Consider the following 19,301-nt stretch of genomic DNA (forward strand, 5'->3'; position numbering starts at 1 on the left):
TCATGGTCTGGCGATCCGGCAGTCTGTCCGCGGCGGTGTTTCTGACCCTGTTGCCCGCTCTGGCTATTGCCCAGGAGACCACCACGCCGGTGTCACCGGAGTCCGGCGGGTCGTCGGGGCAGGGCGATGCCATTGCGTCACTGACAACCATGGGCATCGGCCTGCTGGTGGTGGTGGCGCTGATCTTCGGCTGCGCCTGGCTGGTAAAGCGCATGAGCGGCCTGACCGGGATGAATTCCGGCACCATGAAGGTAGTCGCTGTCATGGGCCTGGGTGCCCGGGAAAGGATTGCCCTGATCGACGTGGCAGGCACCCAGATCCTGGTGGGTATCACGCCCTCTGCCATCCGCACCCTGCACGTGTTCGATGAGCCGGTCGTCAGCCCGGGGCAGGAAGCCAGCGGTGATTTTGCCCGCAAGCTTCATGGCCTGATCGGCCGCAAATGGAAACCGGACAGCGCAGACCACCGTCAGGGAGGGCCGGACTGATGCGCTGGCTGTTGATTCTGGCGGGGCTGATGCTGGCCCCGGACGTATTGGCCCAGGACGGCTTTGGCGGCATTCCCGGCATACCGGCGGTGACCATGACCCCGGGCGAGGAGGGGCAGGAATACTCGGTTACCCTGCAGATCCTGGCCTTCATGACGGCGCTGACCTTCCTGCCGGCCATGCTGATGATGATGACCTCGTTCACCCGCATCATCGTGGTGTTTGCCATCTTGCGCCAGGCCCTGGGCCTGCAGTCGACGCCGTCGAACCAGATCCTCCTCGGGCTGGCGCTTTTCCTGAGCATTTTCATCATGAAGCCGGTGTTCGAGGAGGCCAACCAGGTGGGGTTGCAACCCTACATGGCGGAGGAGATCACCTCCCTGGAGGCGGTGGAGGCAGCCAGCGGCCCCTTCCGGGAGTTCATGCTGGCGCAGACCCGGGAAAGCGACCTGGGGCTGTTCATGCGCATTGCCGACGAGCAGTACGACACTCCCCAGGATGTCTCGTTCTGGGTGCTGATGCCGGCCTTTGTCACCAGTGAGCTGAAAACCGCCTTTCAGATCGGCTTTATTCTGTTCATCCCCTTTCTGATCATCGACATGGTGGTGGCGAGCGTGCTGATGGCGATGGGTATGATGATGCTGTCGCCCATCATTATCTCGCTGCCGTTCAAGATCATGCTGTTCGTGCTGGTGGACGGCTGGGCGCTGATCATGGGCACACTGGCTGCCAGCTACGGAATATAGGGAGTTTGCCATGACACCGGAAACCGTTATCGACATCATGCGCGAAGCACTGTGGATGATCGTGATGCTGGCTACCCTGATTATCGGTCCGGGGCTGGCAATCGGCCTGGTGGTGAGTACTTTTCAGGCCGCCACCCAGATCAACGAGCAGACCCTCAGTTTCCTGCCGCGGTTGCTGGTTACCCTGTTGATGATCATCTTTGCCGGGCCCTGGATGCTGACCCAGTTGCTGGACCATGCCGAAGGGCTGATCGGCAGCATTCCGTACCTGATCGGATGAGGCGGGCATGATCCCCGCCGATCTGAGCGCGGAGGTGATCAGCCAGTGGGTGGGCCAGCACCTCTGGCCGTTGTTCCGTATTGCCAGTTTTTTCATGGTGATACCGTTCATCGGCACCCAGCTGGTGCCGGCGCGGATTCGTCTGGGGCTGGCACTGCTGACCACCATCCTGATTGTTCCCATGTTGCCGCCAGTCCCGCAGGTGGAAGCGCTCAGCGGCGATGCGGTGATCATTACCCTGCAGCAGATCCTGATCGGCGTCGGTATGGGGTTCGCGCTGACCGCGCTGTTCCAGTTGTTTGTGGTCGCCGGCCAGATGATAGCCATGCAGATGGGGCTCGGTTTCGCCTCCATGAACGATCCCGCCCATGGGGTGAACGTCACCATCCTGTCCCAGATCTACAGCATCACCATCACGCTGCTTTATCTGTCGATGAATGGTCATCTGGTGGCCATCGAGGTATTCCTGGAGAGCTTCCGCACCATTCCCATCGGCATGGAAGGGCTGGGCCAGGAGGGCGTCTGGCAGCTGGCCCATCGGATCAGCTGGATGTTCGTGTCAGCCGTGCTGCTGGCACTGCCGGCGGTGACCGCTGTTTTCATCGTCAATATTTCCTTCGGTGTCATGACCCGGGCGGCACCGCAGATGAATATCTTCGCCCTGGGTTTCCCGATTGGCCTGATTTTTGGATTGTTCTCTATCTGGGTGCTGCACGCCAATTTTCTGCCACATTTCGAGCAGTACACCCGCGAGACTTTCCAATTCATGCGACAGCTTCAGGGGCAACCCTGAGCTAACAGTGACGGGCCATGGCTGAAGAGAACGACAACAGTCAGGAAAAAACGGAAGAACCGACCCCCAAACGGCTCGACAAAGCCCGTGAGGACGGCCAGACCGCTCGTTCCAAGGAGCTGGCGACCATGGCGGTGTTGCTGGCGGGCGCCGGCGGTCTGCTGGTGTTCGGCAAGGGCCTGGCGATGTCCCTGGAGTCCATCATGCGGGGGGCCTTCGTGCTGGAACGCGGCGAGATCTTCGATACCCGTTTCATGAGCACGCAGCTGGTCGGTTCCGCCTGGGAGGCGACCGTTGCCCTGAGCCCGCTGTTGTTGGTGCTGCTGATTGCGTCCATTGCCGGCCCCATCGGTATCGGTGGTTTGTTGTTCAGTGGCAAGGCGATTGCCCCGAAGTTCAATCGCATGGACCCCTTCAAGGGGCTCAAGAAGATGTTTTCAATGCGGTCGCTGATCGAGCTCGTCAAGGCGATTGCCAAGGTCTCGCTGGTGCTGGCCGTCGCGATTCTTATACTGAACCTGCGTACGGATGATCTGCTGAGCATTTCCGAGGAGCCTGCCGTGCCGGCCATGGCGCATGTGGTCTGGACGCTGGCGTGGAGTTTTTTCCTGCTTGCGTGTGCAACCATTGTGATTGCCATCATTGATGTTCCCTTCCAGATCTACGATCACCAGAAGAAGCTGCGCATGACCAAGCAGGAGGTGAAGGACGAGCACAAGGACACGGAGGGCAAGCCGGAGGTCAAGGGCAAGATCCGTCAGTTACAGCGCGAGATGGCCCAGCGGCGGATGATGCAGGATGTGCCCGGCGCTGATGTGGTGATTACCAACCCGACCCACTATGCGGTGGCACTGAAGTATGACCAGAAGTCGATGGGGGCGCCGGTGGTGGTGGCCAAGGGTTCCGATGAGGTCGCCTTCAAGATCATGGAGATTGCCCGCGAACACAAGGTGGATGTGATGCGTGCGCCGCCGTTGACCCGGGCGGTGTATCACAACACCAAAATCGGGGAGGAGATTCCCGACGGCCTGTACATGGCGGTGGCCCAGGTGCTGGCCTATATCTTCCAGCTGCGGCAGTTCCGCAAGGGGCATGCGACCAAGCCTACCGTGCCGAATATGCCTATTCCCAGGGATATGCGGCGGGATTTGTGACGTCGGTTTTGTATCGGAGGGATTGATTTCGGCGTCAGATTGCGTGTCATGGGGCATGCACAGACTGGCCGGGGGGCTTTCTTCACCGCATCGGAGGGGCGTCCTGCCACCCCAATGCTACCGCGACATCCCTGTCGCTGTTACGAAAGCCCCCCGGCCAATCTGCGCCCGAACAGTGTTGCTGGCCGCAGAATAAAAGACACTGGCACCAAGTATTCGAGTTGCCGCCTCCCCCATTAGAGGCGGCGCCATACGAGCTTGCTTAGTGCTCATGTTGATGAGCACGCTCACCCCACGCCGAATCAGCCCCGGGCAGTAGCAGATTCAGGGCGATGGCAACGATGCCGGAAAGGGCAATCCCCTCCACGCCGAGGATGCTCATGCCGCCGATACCGAAGACCAGTGTGACGCCCACAATGACCAGGTTACGGGCCTGGGACAGGTCTACCTGGTTGCGGATCAGGCTGTTGAGACCGACCACGGCGATGGAGCCGAACAGCAGGCACAGGATGCCGCCCATGACCGGTACCGGGATGGTCTGCAGGGCCGCGCCGAACTTGCCGACGAAGGCCAGCACAATGGCAACGCCTGCTGCCCAGATCATCACCCTCGGGTTGAAGTTCTTCGTCAGCATCACCGCGCCGGTGACTTCCGAATAGGTGGTATTGGGCGGACCACCCAGGAAAGCGGCGGAGCTGGTGGCCAGGCCGTCGCCCAGCAGGGTGCGGTGCAGGCCCGGCTTCTTCAGGAAGTTCTTGCCGGTCACATTGCTGATGGCCAGCACGTCGCCGATGTGCTCGATGGCCGGGGCAATGGCTACCGGAATCATGAACAGGATCGCGCCCCAGCTGAAGCTCGGCGCCTGGAAGGCCGGCATCGAGAACCACGCCGCCTCGGCAATGGGTGTGAAGTCCACGATCACCGGCGTCAGGCCGGTGGTGCCGGCGAAAAAGGAAAGCAGATACCCCACCACGATACCGAACATGATGGGAATCAGGCGGAAGATACCCCTGGCCCACACCGACACCACCACGGTTACCAGCAGCGAGATCATGGCGATGATCACGGCGGGCTGGTAGGGCACCAGCTCGGTACCGCCATCACCGGTATGGCCGGTGGCCATGTTGACAGCGACCGGCGCCAGGCCCAGGCCGATCACCATGATTACCGGACCAATCACCACCGGCGGCAGCAGGCGGTTGACGAAACCGGTGCCGCGCATGCGCACGGCGCCACTGAGCAGGATGTAGAGAATGCCGGCGGCCACCAGGCCACCGAGGATCTCCGGAATGGCGAACTGGCTTTTCGCCGCCATGATCGGGGCGATAAAGGCAAACGACGAGGCCAGGAACACCGGCACCTTGCCACCGGTCACGATATGGAAAATCAGCGTGCCCATGCCGGCGGTAAATAGTGCCACACTCGGGTCCAGCCCGGTGAGCAGGGGCATCAGCACCAGTGCACCAAATGCCACCAGCAACATCTGGGAGCCGGCCAGTGCCTGGCGCCAGACCGGATCGCCGGCGTAGTCCTCCCGCAGGGAGGTGGTGTGATCGGTATCCTGCATGTCAGACATCCTTCTGCTTGGTGCCAAAGATCTTGTCGCCGGCATCACCAAGACCAGGCAGGATGTAGCCTTTCTCGTTGAGTCGCTCATCGATGGAGGCGGTGTAGATGGATACGTCCGGATGTTGTGCCAGTACCTTCTCGACGCCTTCCGGCGCCGCTACCAGAACCAGTGCGCGGATCTCGGTACTGCCTGCCTTCTTGAGCAGGTCGATGGTGGAAATCAGTGAACCGCCGGTGGCGAGCATGGGGTCGACAATCAGCGCCATGCGCTGGTCAAGTTCGCCCACCAGTTTTTCCAGGTAGGTGGAGGCTTCCAGGGTTTCCTCGTTGCGAATCTGGCCCACCACGCTGACCCGCGCCACCGGAATCAGTGTCAGCACGCCGTCGAGCATGCCCAGGCCGGCCCGCAGGATGGGTACGATGGTCACTTTCTTGCCACCGATCTGCTCCACTTCCACCGGGCCTGCCCAGCCTTCGATGGTTTCCTTGCTGAGGATGAAATCCTGGGTTGCTTCGTAGGTCAGCAGGGCAGCCACTTCCTGGGCCAGCTCCCGGAAATTCTTGGTGCTGATGTCCGCGCGGCGCATGATGCCGAGCTTGTGTTGTATCAGTGGGTGTTTGACTTCGTGAATGGGCATGGCTCACCTGTCGACTGGTCGGGTGGAATTTGCGCAAGGATACCGTATCGGGAGGGTTCAGTCAGGGGGAGTCTGAAGATTCTGTAAGAAATGGTATGGATCTTGCCGCTGTCACTGGTGAAGCGATCCGGGCGTCAAAAAACCGACCCGGGCCAAAGCGTGATTGCTGTCAGCCGTGGAGAGTTCCTTCAAGATGGATCGGGCCCTTGTCCTGAACAACGTCAAAACCCTGACACGGGGGAACCTGGGTGTTCCCGTGATGCTCATGGCATTGCTGGGTATGATGATCCTGCCCATGCCGGCGTTCCTGCTGGACGTGCTGTTCACGTTTAATATCGCGCTCTCCATTACCATCCTGCTGGTGTGTGTCTACGCCCTGCGGCCCATGGAATTTGCAGCCTTCCCCACGGTGTTGCTGGTGGCCACGCTGCTGCGTCTGGCCCTGAACGTGGCCTCGACCCGGATTGTACTGCTCAATGGCCACGAGGGCGGTGACGCTGCGGGCAAGGTGATCGAATCCTTCGGCGCGGTGCTGATTGGCGGTAACTACGCCGTTGGTCTGGTGGTGTTCGCCATTCTCATGATCATCAACTTCCTGGTGGTTACCAAGGGCGCCGGACGGGTGTCCGAGGTGAGTGCCCGCTTCACCCTGGATGCCATGCCCGGCAAGCAGATGGCCATTGATGCCGACATGAACGCGGGCCTGATCAATCAGGAGGAAGCCAAGCACCGGCGTGAGGAAATTGCCCAGGAGGCTGACTTCTACGGCTCCATGGACGGTGCCAGCAAGTTTGTCAAAGGTGATGCGGTGGCCGGCCTGCTGATCCTGTTTATCAACCTGATCGGTGGCATCGCCATCGGTATGCTCCAGCACAGCCTGGCGTTCATGGACGCCACCCAGACCTACGCATTGCTGACCATTGGTGACGGTCTGGTGGCACAGATTCCGTCGCTGCTGCTGTCGACCTCTGCCGCCATTATGGTGACGCGGGTAACCTCGAGCCAGGACATGGGTAGCCAGATTCTCCAGCAGATGTTCGACGCGCCCAAGGCGCTGGGCATTGCCGCCGCTATCCTGATTATGCTGGGCCTGATTCCGGGGATGCCTCATGTGGCCTTTCTTGGTCTTGGCTTGCTGGCGGCCGGCGCGGCCTGGTGGGTCTGGAAGCAGGGTCACCAAACCGTCGAAGAAGATGGCGGTGGCGGCTGGCCAGCGACCAAACGTGAAACCGGGGGTAAACCGGCACCCACCGGTGGTGCCCGCCCCGACTCTGCCGATCAGGGATTGCCGGCGCCGCCCGAACACAAGGAACTGGGCTGGGATGACGTGTCCACGGTGGATGTTGTCGGTCTGGAAGTGGGCTACCGGCTGATCCCCCTGGTGGACAAGTCCCAGGGCGGGCAGTTGCTCAGCCGCATCAAGGGCGTTCGCAAGAAGCTGTCACAGGATCTGGGTTTCCTGATGCCGTCGGTTCATATCCGCGACAATCTGGATCTGATGCCCAACGTCTATCGAATCACCCTGATGGGCGTGACCATTGCCGAAGCGGAGATCCACCCGGAGCGTGAGCTGGCCATCGACCCCGGCCAGGTGTTTGGCAAGGTGGAGGGGATTGCCGGCAAGGATCCGGCGTTTGGCCTGGATGCCATCTGGATCGAGTCGGATCAGAAGGACAATGCCCAGACCCTCGGCTACACCGTGGTGGACTCCAGCACCGTGGTGGCCACCCATCTCAATCAGATCCTGCAGAGCCATGCCCATGAGCTTCTGGGCCACGAGGAAGTTCAGAAGTGGCTGGACCAGCTGGAGAAGGTCTCGCCCAAGCTGGCGGAGGAACTGGTGCCCACCACCGTGTCCATCTCCATTCTGCTGAAGGTGCTGCAGAGCCTGTTGCAGGAGGAAGTGCCGATCCGCGACATGCGCTCCATTGCCGAGGCCATCGTCAACGTTCATCCCAAGAGCCAGGACCCGAAGCTGTTGACCACGGCCGCCCGCCAGGCCCTGCGACGGATGATCGTGCAGAGCATCTGCGGCAACGAGAAAGAGATACCGGTGATTACCCTGGATCCGGAACTGGAACAGTTATTGCTGAAGAGTCAGCAACAGAGTCAACAATCCGGCGGTGGTGACGACATCGGCATGGTGCTTGAGCCTGGCATGGTGGAAAAACTGCAGCGGTCGCTGCAGGAAAGCGCCCAGCGGCAGGAAATGATGGGCAAGCCAGCGATTCTGCTGGTGTCCGCGCCGCTGCGGCCGGTGCTGGCGAAGTTTGCCAGTTACGGGGTCGAGCGCCTGCACGTGCTGTCGTACCAGGAAGTGCCGGAAAACAAGCAGATTACCATTGTGGCGTCGGTCGGCCAGTAACGGCCCACTTGGGAGGTAGAGTCAGATGAAGGTCAAACGGTTCTTTGCGGCAACCATGTCCGTGGCCCTGAAGCAGGTTCGCGAGACAATGGGAGACGATGCGGTAATCCTGTCCAGCCGGCGGGTAGACGGCGGTGTGGAGATTGTCACCGCGCTGGACTATGACGAAAACATGGCGCGCCAGAAGCTTGGCGATGCCGCGGCCGATGCCACCAGCGGTGGTCGCCTGGGTGAACTGCAGGCGGAACAGCATCGCCGCCTGGAGGAAGAGCTTGACCGCTCCCGCAATCGTATTCAGGGTCTTCGCGGTCAGCGCAGTGGTCATGATTCGCAGCCGCGATCCTCCGCTAGCGAGTTCCGCCTGGATATGGACAATCTGCCGCCGGTGCCGGAAGCCCGCCAGGAGTCTGCCGCCGATCCGTCGCCGGCAGCCGGCGATGAGCTTGCGGTCATGCGCCGCGAACTGGATTCCCTGCGGGCGATGATCAGTGAGAAAGCGCCCTCCGGGCAGCCTGCGGCAGACGCGGAGAAGCCTGCCGAGGAGGCCATTGATGCCGTGCGCAAGCGTCTTGGCGAGCGTCTGGAGGAATTCGGGCTGAGCCCGCAGCTGGCGGCCAGCCTGGCGCGGCAAAGTGGTCGCGGCAAGCTGGAGGATAACTGGAAGCGGTCACTGCGGACGCTGGCGACAGGCCTGAAAACCGGTGACAGCGACTGGGCTTCCCGTGGCGGCATCTATGCCCTGGTGGGCCCGACGGGATCCGGCAAGACCACCACCATCGGCAAGATTGCCGCCCAGTACGTGCTGGAACACGGTGCCGATTCAGTGGCGCTGGTGACCACAGACCGCTATCGTGTGGCAGCCCATGAGCAACTGTTCGTGTTCGGCCGTATTCTCAATGTGCCGGTCCGGGTGGTGGATGACACCCACAGCCTGGATGCGGTGCTGGATGAACTGGAAGACCGCCACCTGGTGCTGATCGATACCGCCGGGCTGTCCGGCGCCGATCCCGGTTGCCAGGAACAGTTGCGGGAGCTGGCGCAAAGCCGCCATGGGGTGCGCCCGCACCTGGTGGTGCCGGCAACCAGCCAGTCCCGGATCATGAAATCCATGTGGCATTGCTATAAGATGGCCAATCTTGCAGGTTGCATCATGACCAAACTGGATGAAGCCCTTACCCTGGGCGAGGTGCTTGGCTTCGCCCTGGAGACCGGGTTGCCGGTTGCCTGGATAACCGACGGTCAGAAGATCCCCCGGGATCTGCATCCTGCCAATGCGGCATCGCTGGTGCGCCTGGGGGTCGAGCGCTTGCGTGAGGCTCGCAAACAGCAGACCATGGCGGAAGGTGCCTGAGGCGGCAGCACACGGCCTGACCGGTGTGGTCTCCGGCACGGCAGAACTCAACAGTGAACGACAAGAATCTCGGCGGACTACAACCTCTATGAGCAGACCACATCCGGTTCAGGTTATCGCAGTCACCGGTGGCAAGGGTGGCGTGGGCAAAAGTAATGTCTCGGTGAATCTCGGTATTGCCCTGTCACAGATGGGTCGGCGTGTGGTTCTGCTGGATGCGGACCTGGGGCTGGCCAATATCGATGTGCTGTTGGGCATTACCGCCGCCCGCAACCTGTCCGACGTGCTGTCCGGAGAATGTGACCTGCGGGATGTGCTGGTCAACGGGCCGGGGGGTATCAAGATTGTACCGGCTTCCTCCGGCACCCAGAGGATGACCCAGCTGTCGCCCATGGAGCACGCCGGGCTGATCAATGCGTTCAGCGAACTGGGGGACCAGGTGGACGTGCTGATCGTCGACACCGCTGCCGGCATTTCCGAAAGCGTGGTGAGCTTCCTGCGCGCCTCACAGGAATTGCTGCTGGTGGTGTGTGACGAGCCCACGTCCATCACCGACGCCTACGCCCTGATCAAGCTGATGAACCGTGACTACGGCGTCAACCGTTTCCGCATTCTTGCCAACCAGGTTCGCAACGAACAGGAAGGCAAGCATCTGTTCGGTAAACTGACCCGGGTCACCGAACGCTTCCTGGATGTTGCACTACAATACGTTGGCATGGTTCCTTACGATGAGGCCGTGCGCAAGGCGGTTCAGCGTCAGCGTGCCGTGCTGGATGCCTACCCCAGGGCAAAGGCTTCACTGGCCATCAAGGCCCTGGCCGATCAGGTCGACAGCTGGCCGCTGCCATCGTCCCCCAGAGGGCACCTGGAATTCTTCGTGGAGCGCCTGGTAGGCACAAGCGCCTGATTGACTCCTGTCGTATGGGTTAACCGGATACATGACATTGGCCAGAAGTCTCGGAATCTATCATCAGACCGGTCGCAGCGATGCCCATCAGCTGGTGGAGCAGCATGCCCCGCTGGTCAAGAAAATCGCCCTGCACCTGATGGCCCGGCTGCCGGACTCGGTACAGCTGGATGATCTGATGCAGGCCGGCATGATGGGGCTGCTCGAGGCCGCCGCGAAATACCAGTCGGACCGGGGGGCCTCCTTCGAGACCTATGCCGGCATCCGCATTCGCGGCGCCATTGTCGATGAAATCCGCAAGGGTGACTGGGTGCCCCGTTCCGTTCACCGCAACGCCCGCCGGGTATCCTCCGCCATCAAGGCGGTGGAAGACCGGGAAGGCCGGGAAGCCCAGGATCACGAAGTGGCGGACGAGCTGGATATGACCCTGTCCGAATACCATGCCTGCCTCAGTGACGCCAGTTCCGGTCGACTTTTTTCCCTCGATGAACTCAATGAATCCGGAGAGCTGCCGATACATGAACAGGAGGCCTCGGATAATCCCCTGGATGATGTCTCGGGTGCCGCTTTCCGGCACAGTCTGGCGGCTGCTATTGCCGACCTGCCGGAGCGCGAAAAACTGGTGCTCGGCCTGTACTACCAGGAAGAGCTGAACCTGAAGGAAATCGGCGCCGTGCTCGGGGTCAGCGAAAGCCGGGTCAGCCAGATCCACAGCCAGGCCGCCCTGCGATTGCGGGGCCGTCTGTCCGAATGGCAGGCCTCCGACGCCGGCAAGCAGTAGCCGTTTCCAGTGATCAGCTGGCAAGGGCGAACCGGTGTGGGTGTGCTGCGATAACACATTGAAACGGTAAGCGACGCTGAGGCTGCTAGAATGGCGCCATCAGTCGGGAAATGGCGGCTGCACAGTCGTGTCATCAGTGTTTTCCAGGCCCGGTATCCGGGCCCGGCCATTATTCCAGCGACGACCAACTGGAGGTCCCATTGGACAAGAATATGAAAATTCTCATTGTGGATGACTTCTCCACAATGCGGCGGATTATCAAGAACCTGCTGCGTGATCTCGGGTTTACCAATACCGATGAGGCGGACGACGGCAATTCGGCACTGCCCATGCTGCGTTCCGGGAAGTACGACTTCCTGGTGACCGACTGGAACATGCCGGGCATGTCAGGCTTTGATCTCCTCAAGGAGGTTCGTGCTGACGAACAGCTCAAGGACCTGCCCATCCTGATGGTAACGGCGGAGGCCAAGCGCGATCAGATCGTGGCGGCGGCCCAGGCCGGGGTAAACGGTTATGTCGTCAAACCGTTCACGGCTGCCGTACTCAAGGAGAAGATCGAGAAGATCTTCGAACGTATTCAGTAAAGCGTCAGTGGCGCTTTGAAACCTGAACAGACAGCCCGGATGTGCTCCCATGAGCGAAGATAATCAGAACGGCCCTGGCCTGGACCCGGAAATCACCAGCCAGTTGAAAGAACAGGCCGACGAGTTGGTGAAGCAGGTCAATGCCGGTGATTACGCCAGCGCGATGACCGTGATCAACGACCTGAGCGAAGTGAGAGACCAGAGCCTCTATCGTGAGGTGGGTCGCCTGACGCGAAGCCTCCATGAGGCCATTCGCAATTTCCAGGTTCAGCCCCAGAATCCCGAGCAGCAGGAAGCCCTGTCCAAGATGTCCGACGCCTCGGACCGGCTCCAGTATGTGGTGGAGATGACCAACAACGCCGCCAACCGGACCATGGACCTGGTGGAAGACGCCATGCCCCGGGCCAACGCCATGTGTGAGCAGGCCAAATCGTTGCGGGACGACTGGCAACGGCTGCGCCGCCGCGAAATGGCACCGGCGGAATTCCGTGAACTCTACGGTCGTATTGACCGCTTTTTCGAGAGTCTCTCGGAGGATGCGGAGAAGATGTATGGCGACCTGTCGGAAATTTTGCTGGCCCAGGATTTCCAGGATCTGACCGGTCAGGTCATCCACAAAGTGACCGCACTGGTGAAGGAAGTGGAAGACAATCTGCTGGGTCTGGTGGTAATGGCCAGCCATGTGGACCAGCTTACCGGCACCGTCCACGACCTGAAGGAAAAGGAAGCCTCTATCAAGGGGGAAGGCCCCCAGATGCGCGCCGCAGAGCGGTCTGACGTTGTGTCCGGACAGGACGACGTCGACGACCTGCTGTCCAGTCTCGGCTTTTAATTGAGGTGAATGCATGGCATTAGATGCAGATGAAGAAATTCTCCAGGACTTTCTGGTTGAGGCTGGCGAAATATTGGAGCAGCTCTCGGAGCAGCTGGTAGACCTGGAGCAGCACCCGGATGACGGTGATCTGCTCAATGCCATCTTCCGCGGCTTTCATACCGTCAAGGGTGGGGCGGGCTTCCTGCAGCTGGAGCCACTGGTAAACTGCTGCCATTCCGCTGAAAACGTGTTTGATACCCTGCGCAACCACAAACGTGCGGTCACGCCGGAGCTGATGGATGCAGTGCTGGAAACGCTGGACCATGTCAACGCCATGTTTGATCAGGTGCGCAGCCGTGAAGAACCCCAGTTCGCGCCCCAGTCACTGATCAATACCCTTGATGAGTACGCGCTTCCGGAAGGAGCAGCGCCGGCAAAACCCGCTGCCCCGGGCAATGCCGGACAAGCGGACAGTGCCGCTGACACGTCAGCCGTGGCGGCGGGCGAAGATCCCGGTGACATCACCGACGAGGAATTCGAACAGCTGCTGGATGCCCTGGACGATGGCAAGCAGGCGCCTGAAAAGAGCGCGGCACCCGCTGATGACAAGGGTGCCGGCGGCGAAGACAGCAAGGGCGGCGATGACATCAGTGATGACGAATTCGAGGCACTGCTGGACCAGCTCCATGGTCAGGGCCGTTTTTCCGGTGAAGTGGCCTCCTCGGAGGTGCCGGACCCGGATGGTGAGGACAACACTGATTCAGACGACAAGCCGGCCGAAAAAAGCGAACAGTCTGGTGGCGGCGACAGTGATCTGATCAGCGACGACGAATTCGAGCAGCTGCTGGATGAGCTCCACGGCAAGGGCAAGAGCCCGGCTGAGACCGCGAAAGCCGGGGCGGCCGGTGAGACGCCGCAAAAACCGGCTGAAGGGAAACCGGAGGATAAGCAGCCCGAGCCCGCGCCGAAAAAGGCTGACCAGGCGGCCGCACCTGCCACTGAAGCCGGCAAGGGCGGTGGCGGCAAGCCCTCTGCGCCCGCCCGGGAAAACCAGCCGCCGGTCGAGACGTCGGTACGGGTGGACACCAAGCGCCTGGACGACATCATGAACATGGTGGGCGAGCTGGTATTGGTGCGCAACCGTCTGCAGCGCCTGGGTAACGAAAGTGAAGACAGCGAGATGCACAAGGCGGTGTCGAACCTCGACGTGGTTACCACCGATCTGCAGTCCGCCGTTATGGCCACCCGCATGCAGCCCATCAAGAAGGTGTTTGGCCGCTTCCCGCGGGTGGTGCGCGATCTGGCCCGCAATCTGAAGAAGGAAATCGGCCTGGTCATGCACGGTGAGGATACCGACCTCGACAAGAACCTGGTGGAGGCCTTGGCCGATCCACTGGTGCACCTGGTGCGCAACTCGGTGGACCATGGTATTGAAGGGCCGGACGTGCGTGAGAAGGCCGGCAAGCCCCGCCAGGGCACCGTGACCCTGTCTGCCGAGCAGGAGGGGGACCATATCCTGCTGTCCATCGAGGACGACGGCGGCGGCATGGACCCGGAAAAGCTTCGTCAGAAGGCCATCGACAAGGGCATCTATGACCAGGATGCCGCTGACCGCCTGACCGAGTCCGAATGCTACAACCTGATCTTTGCCGCCGGCTTCTCCACCAAGGACCAGATTTCCGATGTGTCCGGCCGTGGCGTGGGTATGGATGTGGTCAAGACCAAGATCGGCCAGCTCAATGGCCAGATCGAGGTCCAGTCGAAGCTGGGCAAGGGTACCTCCATCCGTATCAAGGTGCCGCTGACGCTGGCCATCATGCCCACGCTGATGATCATGCTGGGCAACCAGTCCTTTGCGCTGCCGCTGGTCAATGTGGTGGAAATCTTCCACCTGGATCTCAGCAAGAAGAACGTTGTCGACGGTCGTGAATGCATCGTGGTGCGTGACAAGGTCTTCCCGCTGTTCCACATCAAGCGCTGGCTGGTGCCTTCGGATACCGGCAGTGCCGAGCCCGACAACGCCCATGTGGTGATCGTCGCCATGGGTACCAAGCAGGTGGGTTTCGTGGTGGACCAGCTTATTGGCCAGGAGGAAGTGGTGATCAAACCCCTCGGGCGGGCCCTGCAGGGCACCCCGGGTATGGCGGGCGCCACCATTACCGGCGATGGGCGTATTGCCCTGATCATCGACGTACCCAGTCTGCTGCACCACTACGGCTGATGGGGCGTTTCACCAATAGGGGGAGTGAATGACGGTTTCTGTCCTGGTCGTTGATGATTCCGGTTTTTTCCGCAAGCGACTGACGGAAATCCTCAATGCGTCCGCCAATATCCGTGTTGTCGGTGCCGCCAGTAATGGCAAGGAAGGCGTTGAGCTGGCGGAGAAGCTGCGGCCTGATGTCATCACCATGGACTATGAAATGCCGGTGATGAACGGCATTACCGCGGTGAAGGAGATCATGAAACGGTGCCCGGCGCCGGTGCTGATGTTTTCCTCGCTGACCTACGAGGGCGCCCGGGTCACCCTGGATGCCCTGGAGGCAGGGGCTGTCGACTTTCTGCCCAAGAATTTCGAGGACATCGCCCGCGACGGTTCGGAACTGCAGCGCATCCTGCGCGAGCGCATTCTTGATGTCGCCCGCAGCAGCCCCCGGGCCGGGCATGGTGGCGCGGCGCCGGCGGCCGATCACCATCCGGCACCGGCGACGCCGGAGCGGCAGCCTTCGCCCCGGGATACACGTCCCCACCAGCCGCAAAGCCGTCAGCCACAAACGCAGTCCCCGGCCCCGCCCCGCTCCGCCAGACGCCGCACAGCCGCCCGCCATTATGAGGTGGTCGGCATCGGCACCTCCACCGGCGGCCCTATTGCCCTGCAAAAAGTGCTGGTGGACCTGCCCGCCAGTTTTCCCGCGCCGCTGGTGCTGGTACAGCATATGCCCGGCAGTTTCACCCCGGCCTTTGCGGAACGCCTCAACAAGCTGTGTCGTATCGAGGTGCGTCAAGCTCAGGACGGCGACATGCTGCGACGCGGCGTTGCCCTGCTGGCGCCCGGTGGCAAGCAGATGATGGTCGAGAACCGCGGTGGTCAGGGGCGGATACGTATCCTGCCCGGCGACGACCGGCTCAATTACAAGCCCAGCGTGGATGTCACCTTCGGCTCCCTGGCCCGCAGCTTTCCGGGCAAGACCCTCGGTGTCATCCTCACCGGCATGGGCGCCGACGGCAAGGAGGGTTGCCGGCTGATGAAGCAATCAGGATCGGTGATCTGGTCCCAGGACGAGAAAACCTCGGTGATCTACGGCATGCCCATGGCCGTGGCCCGCGCCGGCCTGAGCGACGAAGTGCTACCCCTGGATGAGGTCGGACCCCGTCTGGTTGAAGGGGTAAGCTGATGGATATCCTCAGCCTGCTGGGCATTATCCTGGCATTTGCGGCGTTGCTGGGCGGCAACCTGCTGGAAGGCGGCAACCTGGGGTCCCTGTTCAATCTGCCGGCGGCGCTGATCGTGGTGGGGGGTACCCTGGCAGCGACCATGCTGCAAACCTCCGGAGGCCTGCTTCGCCGGGCCTTCAGCCAGTCGCGCTGGGTTCTGTTCCCCCCCTATATCGGGCTTGATGAAGGCATTGGCAAGGTCATGGACTGGAGTGTCCGGGCCCGCAAGCAGGGTCTGCTTGGTCTCGAGGCGATTGCCGAGAAGGAACCGGAGTCCTTTGCCCGCAAGGGGTTGCAACTGCTGGTGGATGGTGCTGAACCGGAGACTATCCGCAGTGTACTGGAGGTGGACCTGGAATCCCGGGAGCAGCGCGATCTGGAGGCCGCCCAGGTGTTCGAGGCCATGGGCGGCTATTCACCCACCATTGGTATTATCGGGGCGGTGATGGGCCTGATCCAGGTGATGACCAACCTGACCGACCCGTCCGCACTGGGTACCGGTATTGCCACCGCATTCGTGGCCACCATCTACGGCGTGGCGCTGGCGAACCTGTTGTTCTTCCCCGTGGCCAACAAAATGCGTGAAATTGTCCGCCGGCGTAGCCGCTACGAGGACATGATCACTGATGGCATCATCGCCATTGCGGACGGGGAGAATCCCCGCTCCATCGAGATGCGTCTGCGAGGCTTCGTACAGTCCTGAGCAGACCATAACCCGGTCGGGGGAGATGACCATGAGGCGTCGATCAAGAAGGGCCGAGGCGGCCCACAATCAGGAACGCTGGCTGATCTCCTACGCGGACTTCATCACCTTGCTGTTCGCCTTCTTCGTGGTGATGTATTCGGTATCGTCGGTGAACGAGGGCAAGTACAAGGTGCTTTCCGAGACGCTGACCGGTGTGTTCAATGCGCCCCAGCGATCCATCCGTCCGATTCCGGTAGGCAGCGAGCCCGGTGTGTCGTCTCCGGCGGACGACCAGGCGGTTATTCCGCCACCGGTTGCGCCCGAATCCGCTCCGCAACCTTCCACTACCGTCCGCGAGCAGGCTCAGCGCAGCGAGGCGCTGCAGAGCATGGCCAATCAGTTTGCCATGGAGTTCGACAGCCTGATCGATCAGGACGTGGTCAACCTGCAGGCCAGTGACCAATGGATCGAACTGAGTATGCGCGACAGCCTGTTGTTTGGCAGTGGCCAGGCAGAGCCCCACTACGATGCATTCCCGGTGATGGAACGTATTGCCAACATCATCGGCGGCACCGATAACGCCATCCGGGTTGAAGGTTTTACCGACAACCGGCCCATACGCACCGGCCGTTTCCCCTCCAACTGGGAGCTGTCGGCGGCCCGGGCGTCGGCAGTGGTCCGTATGCTGGCGGCAGAGGGTGTGGCACCGTCGCGAATGGCGGCAATCGGGTATGGCGCCTACCAGCCGGTGGCCCGCAACGATACCGAAGAAGGGCGCCGCCGCAATCGCCGGGTGGTGCTGCTGATATCCCGGGATGCGGCCATCCGCGGCGCGATCCGTGCCCGCTGACCACCGGCTGGCATGATATCTGAATAGGTAGTCGCTGAAGCCGGATGGCAGAGTGCGGGCGGCAAAGTGCTGCCGCTTGCCAACGGCTCAAGTTCTGGCCATGGATGCCGTTAAACCAATGCGAAAATTGCGGGACCGGGAGAGGTATCAGTGCGGATCTGGGCAGTAGCGAATCAGAAAGGCGGGGTGGGCAAGACCACCACCGTGGTTACCCTTGGCGGCCTGCTGGCGGAACAGGGCCATCGGGTATTGATGGTGGATCTGGACCCGCACGGATCGCTGACCAGCTGGTTCGGACTGGACCCCGACCGTATCGCCCACAGTGTGTTCGATCTGTTCCAGCATCAGGGCAAGGTACCGGATGGCCTGCCCGCGCAGCTGGTGACGGATACCGGCTGTGAAGGCCTGTCGCTGTTGCCGGCCAGTACTGCGCTGGCCACCCTTGAGCGCAAGATGGTGGGCGTGGAGGGTATGGGGCTGATTGTGTCCCGGTCGCTGGCCCAGCTGTGGGACGACTTTGACTATGTGTTGCTGGACAATACACCCTCCCTGGGGGTGCTGATGGTCAATGCGCTGGCCGCTGCCCAGCACCTGATCGTGCCCGTGCAGACGGAGTTTCTGGCGCTCAAGGGGCTCGAACGCATGCTGCACACGCTGGAAATGATTGTGCGGTCGCAGAAGAACCAGCTGGCATACACCATCGTGCCGACGCTTTACGACAAGCGCACCCAGGCCTCGGTGGGCAGCCTCAACCAGCTTCGCAAGTCCTACCCGAATGACCTCTGGCGCTTCATGATTCCGGTGGATACCCGTTTCCGGGATGCCAGTCAGGCGGGCAAGGTACCGTCACAGCTGGATTCGGACAGCCAGGGTGTGCGGGCCTACCGGCGCCTGCTGAAAGATCTGACGGAGGGGACCACGTCATGGGCCGACAACTGACCGTTGCCGGCGTCGGATTTCTGACGGGTGACGGAAACCGGTCGCGGAGGCATCATGGCCTCTGACCGCAAACCCGCAACCGGGCTGGCGGATCCTTCCACCGCTCTGGTCAGCTACCTGGACGATTTGCTGCATACGGCCACCTCGACCTACACGGACGAGGAGGAAACAGCGGCGGTGCCGGAGCCGCAGCCGGTGGAGCCGGATACCCGGGCCCTGGCGGACGAAGCACTGGCGCCGGACCTGCCTGCCGGGGAGCCGGAACCGGAACCGGTTGTTGCCAAAGCTGAAGAAATCGTCGAGCCGGTCAGGGAAATGCCGGTCAAGGCATCGGCGGACGCTCCAGCCCGGGAACCGCCGGCGCCGGTTGAACCCGAAGGCACTCCCGAATGGGCTGACCGGCCGTTCGAGTGTCTTATTTTCAAGGTTGCTGGTCTGCAGCTGGCGGTGCCGCTGGTGCTGCTGGGTGCCATCCATCGCATTGATGACAGAATCAAGCCGATTCCGGGGCGGCCGCCCTGGTACATGGGCATGCTGCTGGACCGTAACCAGAAGCTCAAGGTAGTGGATTCCGCCGAGTGGATCATGTCCGGCCGGGTGCCGGAAGGCGCCCGCGAGGGGTACCGCTTCGTGATCCGTCTGGATGACAGCGACTGGGCCCTGGCCTGTGATGAAGTGGCCGAATCCTTCACCCTGAGTCCGGATCAGGTGCGCTGGCGAACCTCCCGCAGCAAGCGCCCCTGGCTGGCGGGCACGGTGGTAAAGCATATGTGTGCGCTGATTGATGTAGGCGCCATGGCCGGTTTGCTGGCCCGCGCCGAGCGGGAGCAACACCTGGACCTGGATTAGTTGGCCGCCGGTTCGATTTTCCCTCAAGTTCCGGCCTGGTTCAGCCGATACTGAACAGAGCGGTTACCAAATGAAA

19 protein-coding genes are annotated in these 19,301 nt (G+C 61.5%); 17 read left to right on the forward strand and 2 right to left on the reverse strand.

What is annotated here, in order from left to right:
* Window positions 1-2: 2 nt before the first annotated feature.
* Genes fliO through flhB form a run of 5 tightly spaced genes read left to right on the forward strand, consistent with a single transcriptional unit; the run spans window position 3 to window position 3,461 of the window.
* On the forward strand, window positions 3-488 hold the full coding sequence (gene fliO, locus IE079_RS03905; protein WP_189573203.1) for a flagellar biosynthetic protein FliO: 486 nt from the start codon (window positions 3-5) through the stop codon (window positions 486-488).
* Window positions 488-1,234, forward strand: coding sequence for a flagellar type III secretion system pore protein FliP (gene fliP / locus IE079_RS03910; protein ID WP_189573206.1), 747 nt, complete (start codon window positions 488-490; stop codon window positions 1,232-1,234). The genes fliO and fliP overlap by 1 nt, the downstream gene beginning before the upstream one ends.
* Before the next feature lie 10 nt (window positions 1,235-1,244).
* A complete protein-coding gene (gene fliQ / locus IE079_RS03915; protein WP_189573209.1) occupies window positions 1,245-1,514 on the forward strand; it encodes a flagellar biosynthesis protein FliQ in 270 nt (89 codons plus the stop codon).
* Window positions 1,515-1,521: 7 nt separating this feature from the next.
* Window positions 1,522-2,307: a flagellar biosynthetic protein FliR gene (fliR, locus tag IE079_RS03920; protein WP_189573213.1), complete on the forward strand. Its 786-nt coding sequence runs from the start codon at window positions 1,522-1,524 to the stop codon at window positions 2,305-2,307.
* 17 nt (window positions 2,308-2,324) lie between these two features.
* Window positions 2,325-3,461: a flagellar biosynthesis protein FlhB gene (flhB, locus tag IE079_RS03925; RefSeq protein ID WP_189573216.1), complete on the forward strand. Its 1,137-nt coding sequence runs from the start codon at window positions 2,325-2,327 to the stop codon at window positions 3,459-3,461.
* Window positions 3,462-3,723: 262 nt separating this feature from the next.
* Here flhB and IE079_RS03930 read toward each other — a convergent pair whose 3' ends face one another.
* Window positions 3,724-5,028, reverse strand: a complete 1,305-nt coding sequence (locus IE079_RS03930; RefSeq protein ID WP_189573219.1) for a uracil-xanthine permease family protein — start codon at window positions 5,026-5,028, stop codon at window positions 3,724-3,726.
* Window position 5,029: 1 nt separating this feature from the next.
* A complete protein-coding gene (upp, locus tag IE079_RS03935; protein ID WP_189573221.1) occupies window positions 5,030-5,668 on the reverse strand; it encodes a uracil phosphoribosyltransferase in 639 nt (212 codons plus the stop codon).
* Window positions 5,669-5,861: 193 nt separating this feature from the next.
* On the opposite strand from upp, the gene flhA reads away from it, so the two are divergent.
* The 12 genes from flhA to IE079_RS03995 all read left to right on the forward strand — a co-directional run bounded on the left by flhA (window position 5,862) and on the right by IE079_RS03995 (window position 19,225).
* Window positions 5,862-8,033: a flagellar biosynthesis protein FlhA gene (flhA, locus tag IE079_RS03940; RefSeq protein WP_189573225.1), complete on the forward strand. Its 2,172-nt coding sequence runs from the start codon at window positions 5,862-5,864 to the stop codon at window positions 8,031-8,033.
* A gap of 25 nt (window positions 8,034-8,058) precedes the next feature.
* A complete protein-coding gene (flhF, locus tag IE079_RS03945; protein WP_189573227.1) occupies window positions 8,059-9,384 on the forward strand; it encodes a flagellar biosynthesis GTPase FlhF in 1,326 nt (441 codons plus the stop codon).
* Between the two features lie 88 nt (window positions 9,385-9,472).
* Window positions 9,473-10,291 (forward strand): MinD/ParA family protein, encoded by an 819-nt coding sequence (locus tag IE079_RS03950; protein ID WP_189573229.1) that lies wholly within the window; start codon window positions 9,473-9,475, stop codon window positions 10,289-10,291.
* 31 nt (window positions 10,292-10,322) lie between these two features.
* The gene (locus IE079_RS03955) at window positions 10,323-11,072 is read left to right on the forward strand and encodes an RNA polymerase sigma factor FliA (RefSeq protein WP_189573231.1); all 750 of its coding nucleotides are present in this window, start codon (window positions 10,323-10,325) and stop codon (window positions 11,070-11,072) included.
* A 200-nt stretch (window positions 11,073-11,272) separates the two neighbouring features.
* Window positions 11,273-11,656 (forward strand): chemotaxis response regulator CheY, encoded by a 384-nt coding sequence (gene cheY, locus IE079_RS03960; RefSeq protein ID WP_189573232.1) that lies wholly within the window; start codon window positions 11,273-11,275, stop codon window positions 11,654-11,656.
* 49 nt (window positions 11,657-11,705) lie between these two features.
* On the forward strand, window positions 11,706-12,488 hold the full coding sequence (locus IE079_RS03965; protein WP_189573234.1) for a protein phosphatase CheZ: 783 nt from the start codon (window positions 11,706-11,708) through the stop codon (window positions 12,486-12,488).
* A 13-nt stretch (window positions 12,489-12,501) separates the two neighbouring features.
* Window positions 12,502-14,691, forward strand: coding sequence for a chemotaxis protein CheA (locus IE079_RS03970; protein ID WP_189573237.1), 2,190 nt, complete (start codon window positions 12,502-12,504; stop codon window positions 14,689-14,691).
* Window positions 14,692-14,719: 28 nt separating this feature from the next.
* On the forward strand, window positions 14,720-15,862 hold the full coding sequence (locus IE079_RS03975) for a protein-glutamate methylesterase/protein-glutamine glutaminase (protein WP_189573240.1): 1,143 nt from the start codon (window positions 14,720-14,722) through the stop codon (window positions 15,860-15,862).
* Window positions 15,862-16,605 carry a flagellar motor protein gene (locus IE079_RS03980; protein ID WP_189573244.1) on the forward strand — a complete coding sequence of 248 codons (744 nt, stop codon included), beginning with the start codon at window positions 15,862-15,864 and terminating at the stop codon, window positions 16,603-16,605. The genes IE079_RS03975 and IE079_RS03980 overlap by 1 nt, the downstream gene beginning before the upstream one ends.
* A 31-nt stretch (window positions 16,606-16,636) precedes the next feature.
* Entirely contained in the window at window positions 16,637-17,437 is an 801-nt protein-coding gene (motD, locus tag IE079_RS03985; RefSeq protein ID WP_189573247.1) for a flagellar motor protein MotD, read from the forward strand.
* 150 nt (window positions 17,438-17,587) lie between these two features.
* The gene (locus IE079_RS03990; RefSeq protein WP_189573250.1) at window positions 17,588-18,376 is read left to right on the forward strand and encodes a ParA family protein; all 789 of its coding nucleotides are present in this window, start codon (window positions 17,588-17,590) and stop codon (window positions 18,374-18,376) included.
* A 54-nt stretch (window positions 18,377-18,430) separates the two neighbouring features.
* Window positions 18,431-19,225, forward strand: a complete 795-nt coding sequence (locus tag IE079_RS03995; RefSeq protein WP_189573253.1) for a chemotaxis protein CheW — start codon at window positions 18,431-18,433, stop codon at window positions 19,223-19,225.
* Window positions 19,226-19,301: the final 76 nt, after the last annotated feature.

The organism is Marinobacter zhanjiangensis (genome assembly GCF_014651935.1).
GTDB classification, from domain to species: Bacteria; Pseudomonadota; Gammaproteobacteria; order Pseudomonadales; family Oleiphilaceae; genus Marinobacter; species Marinobacter zhanjiangensis.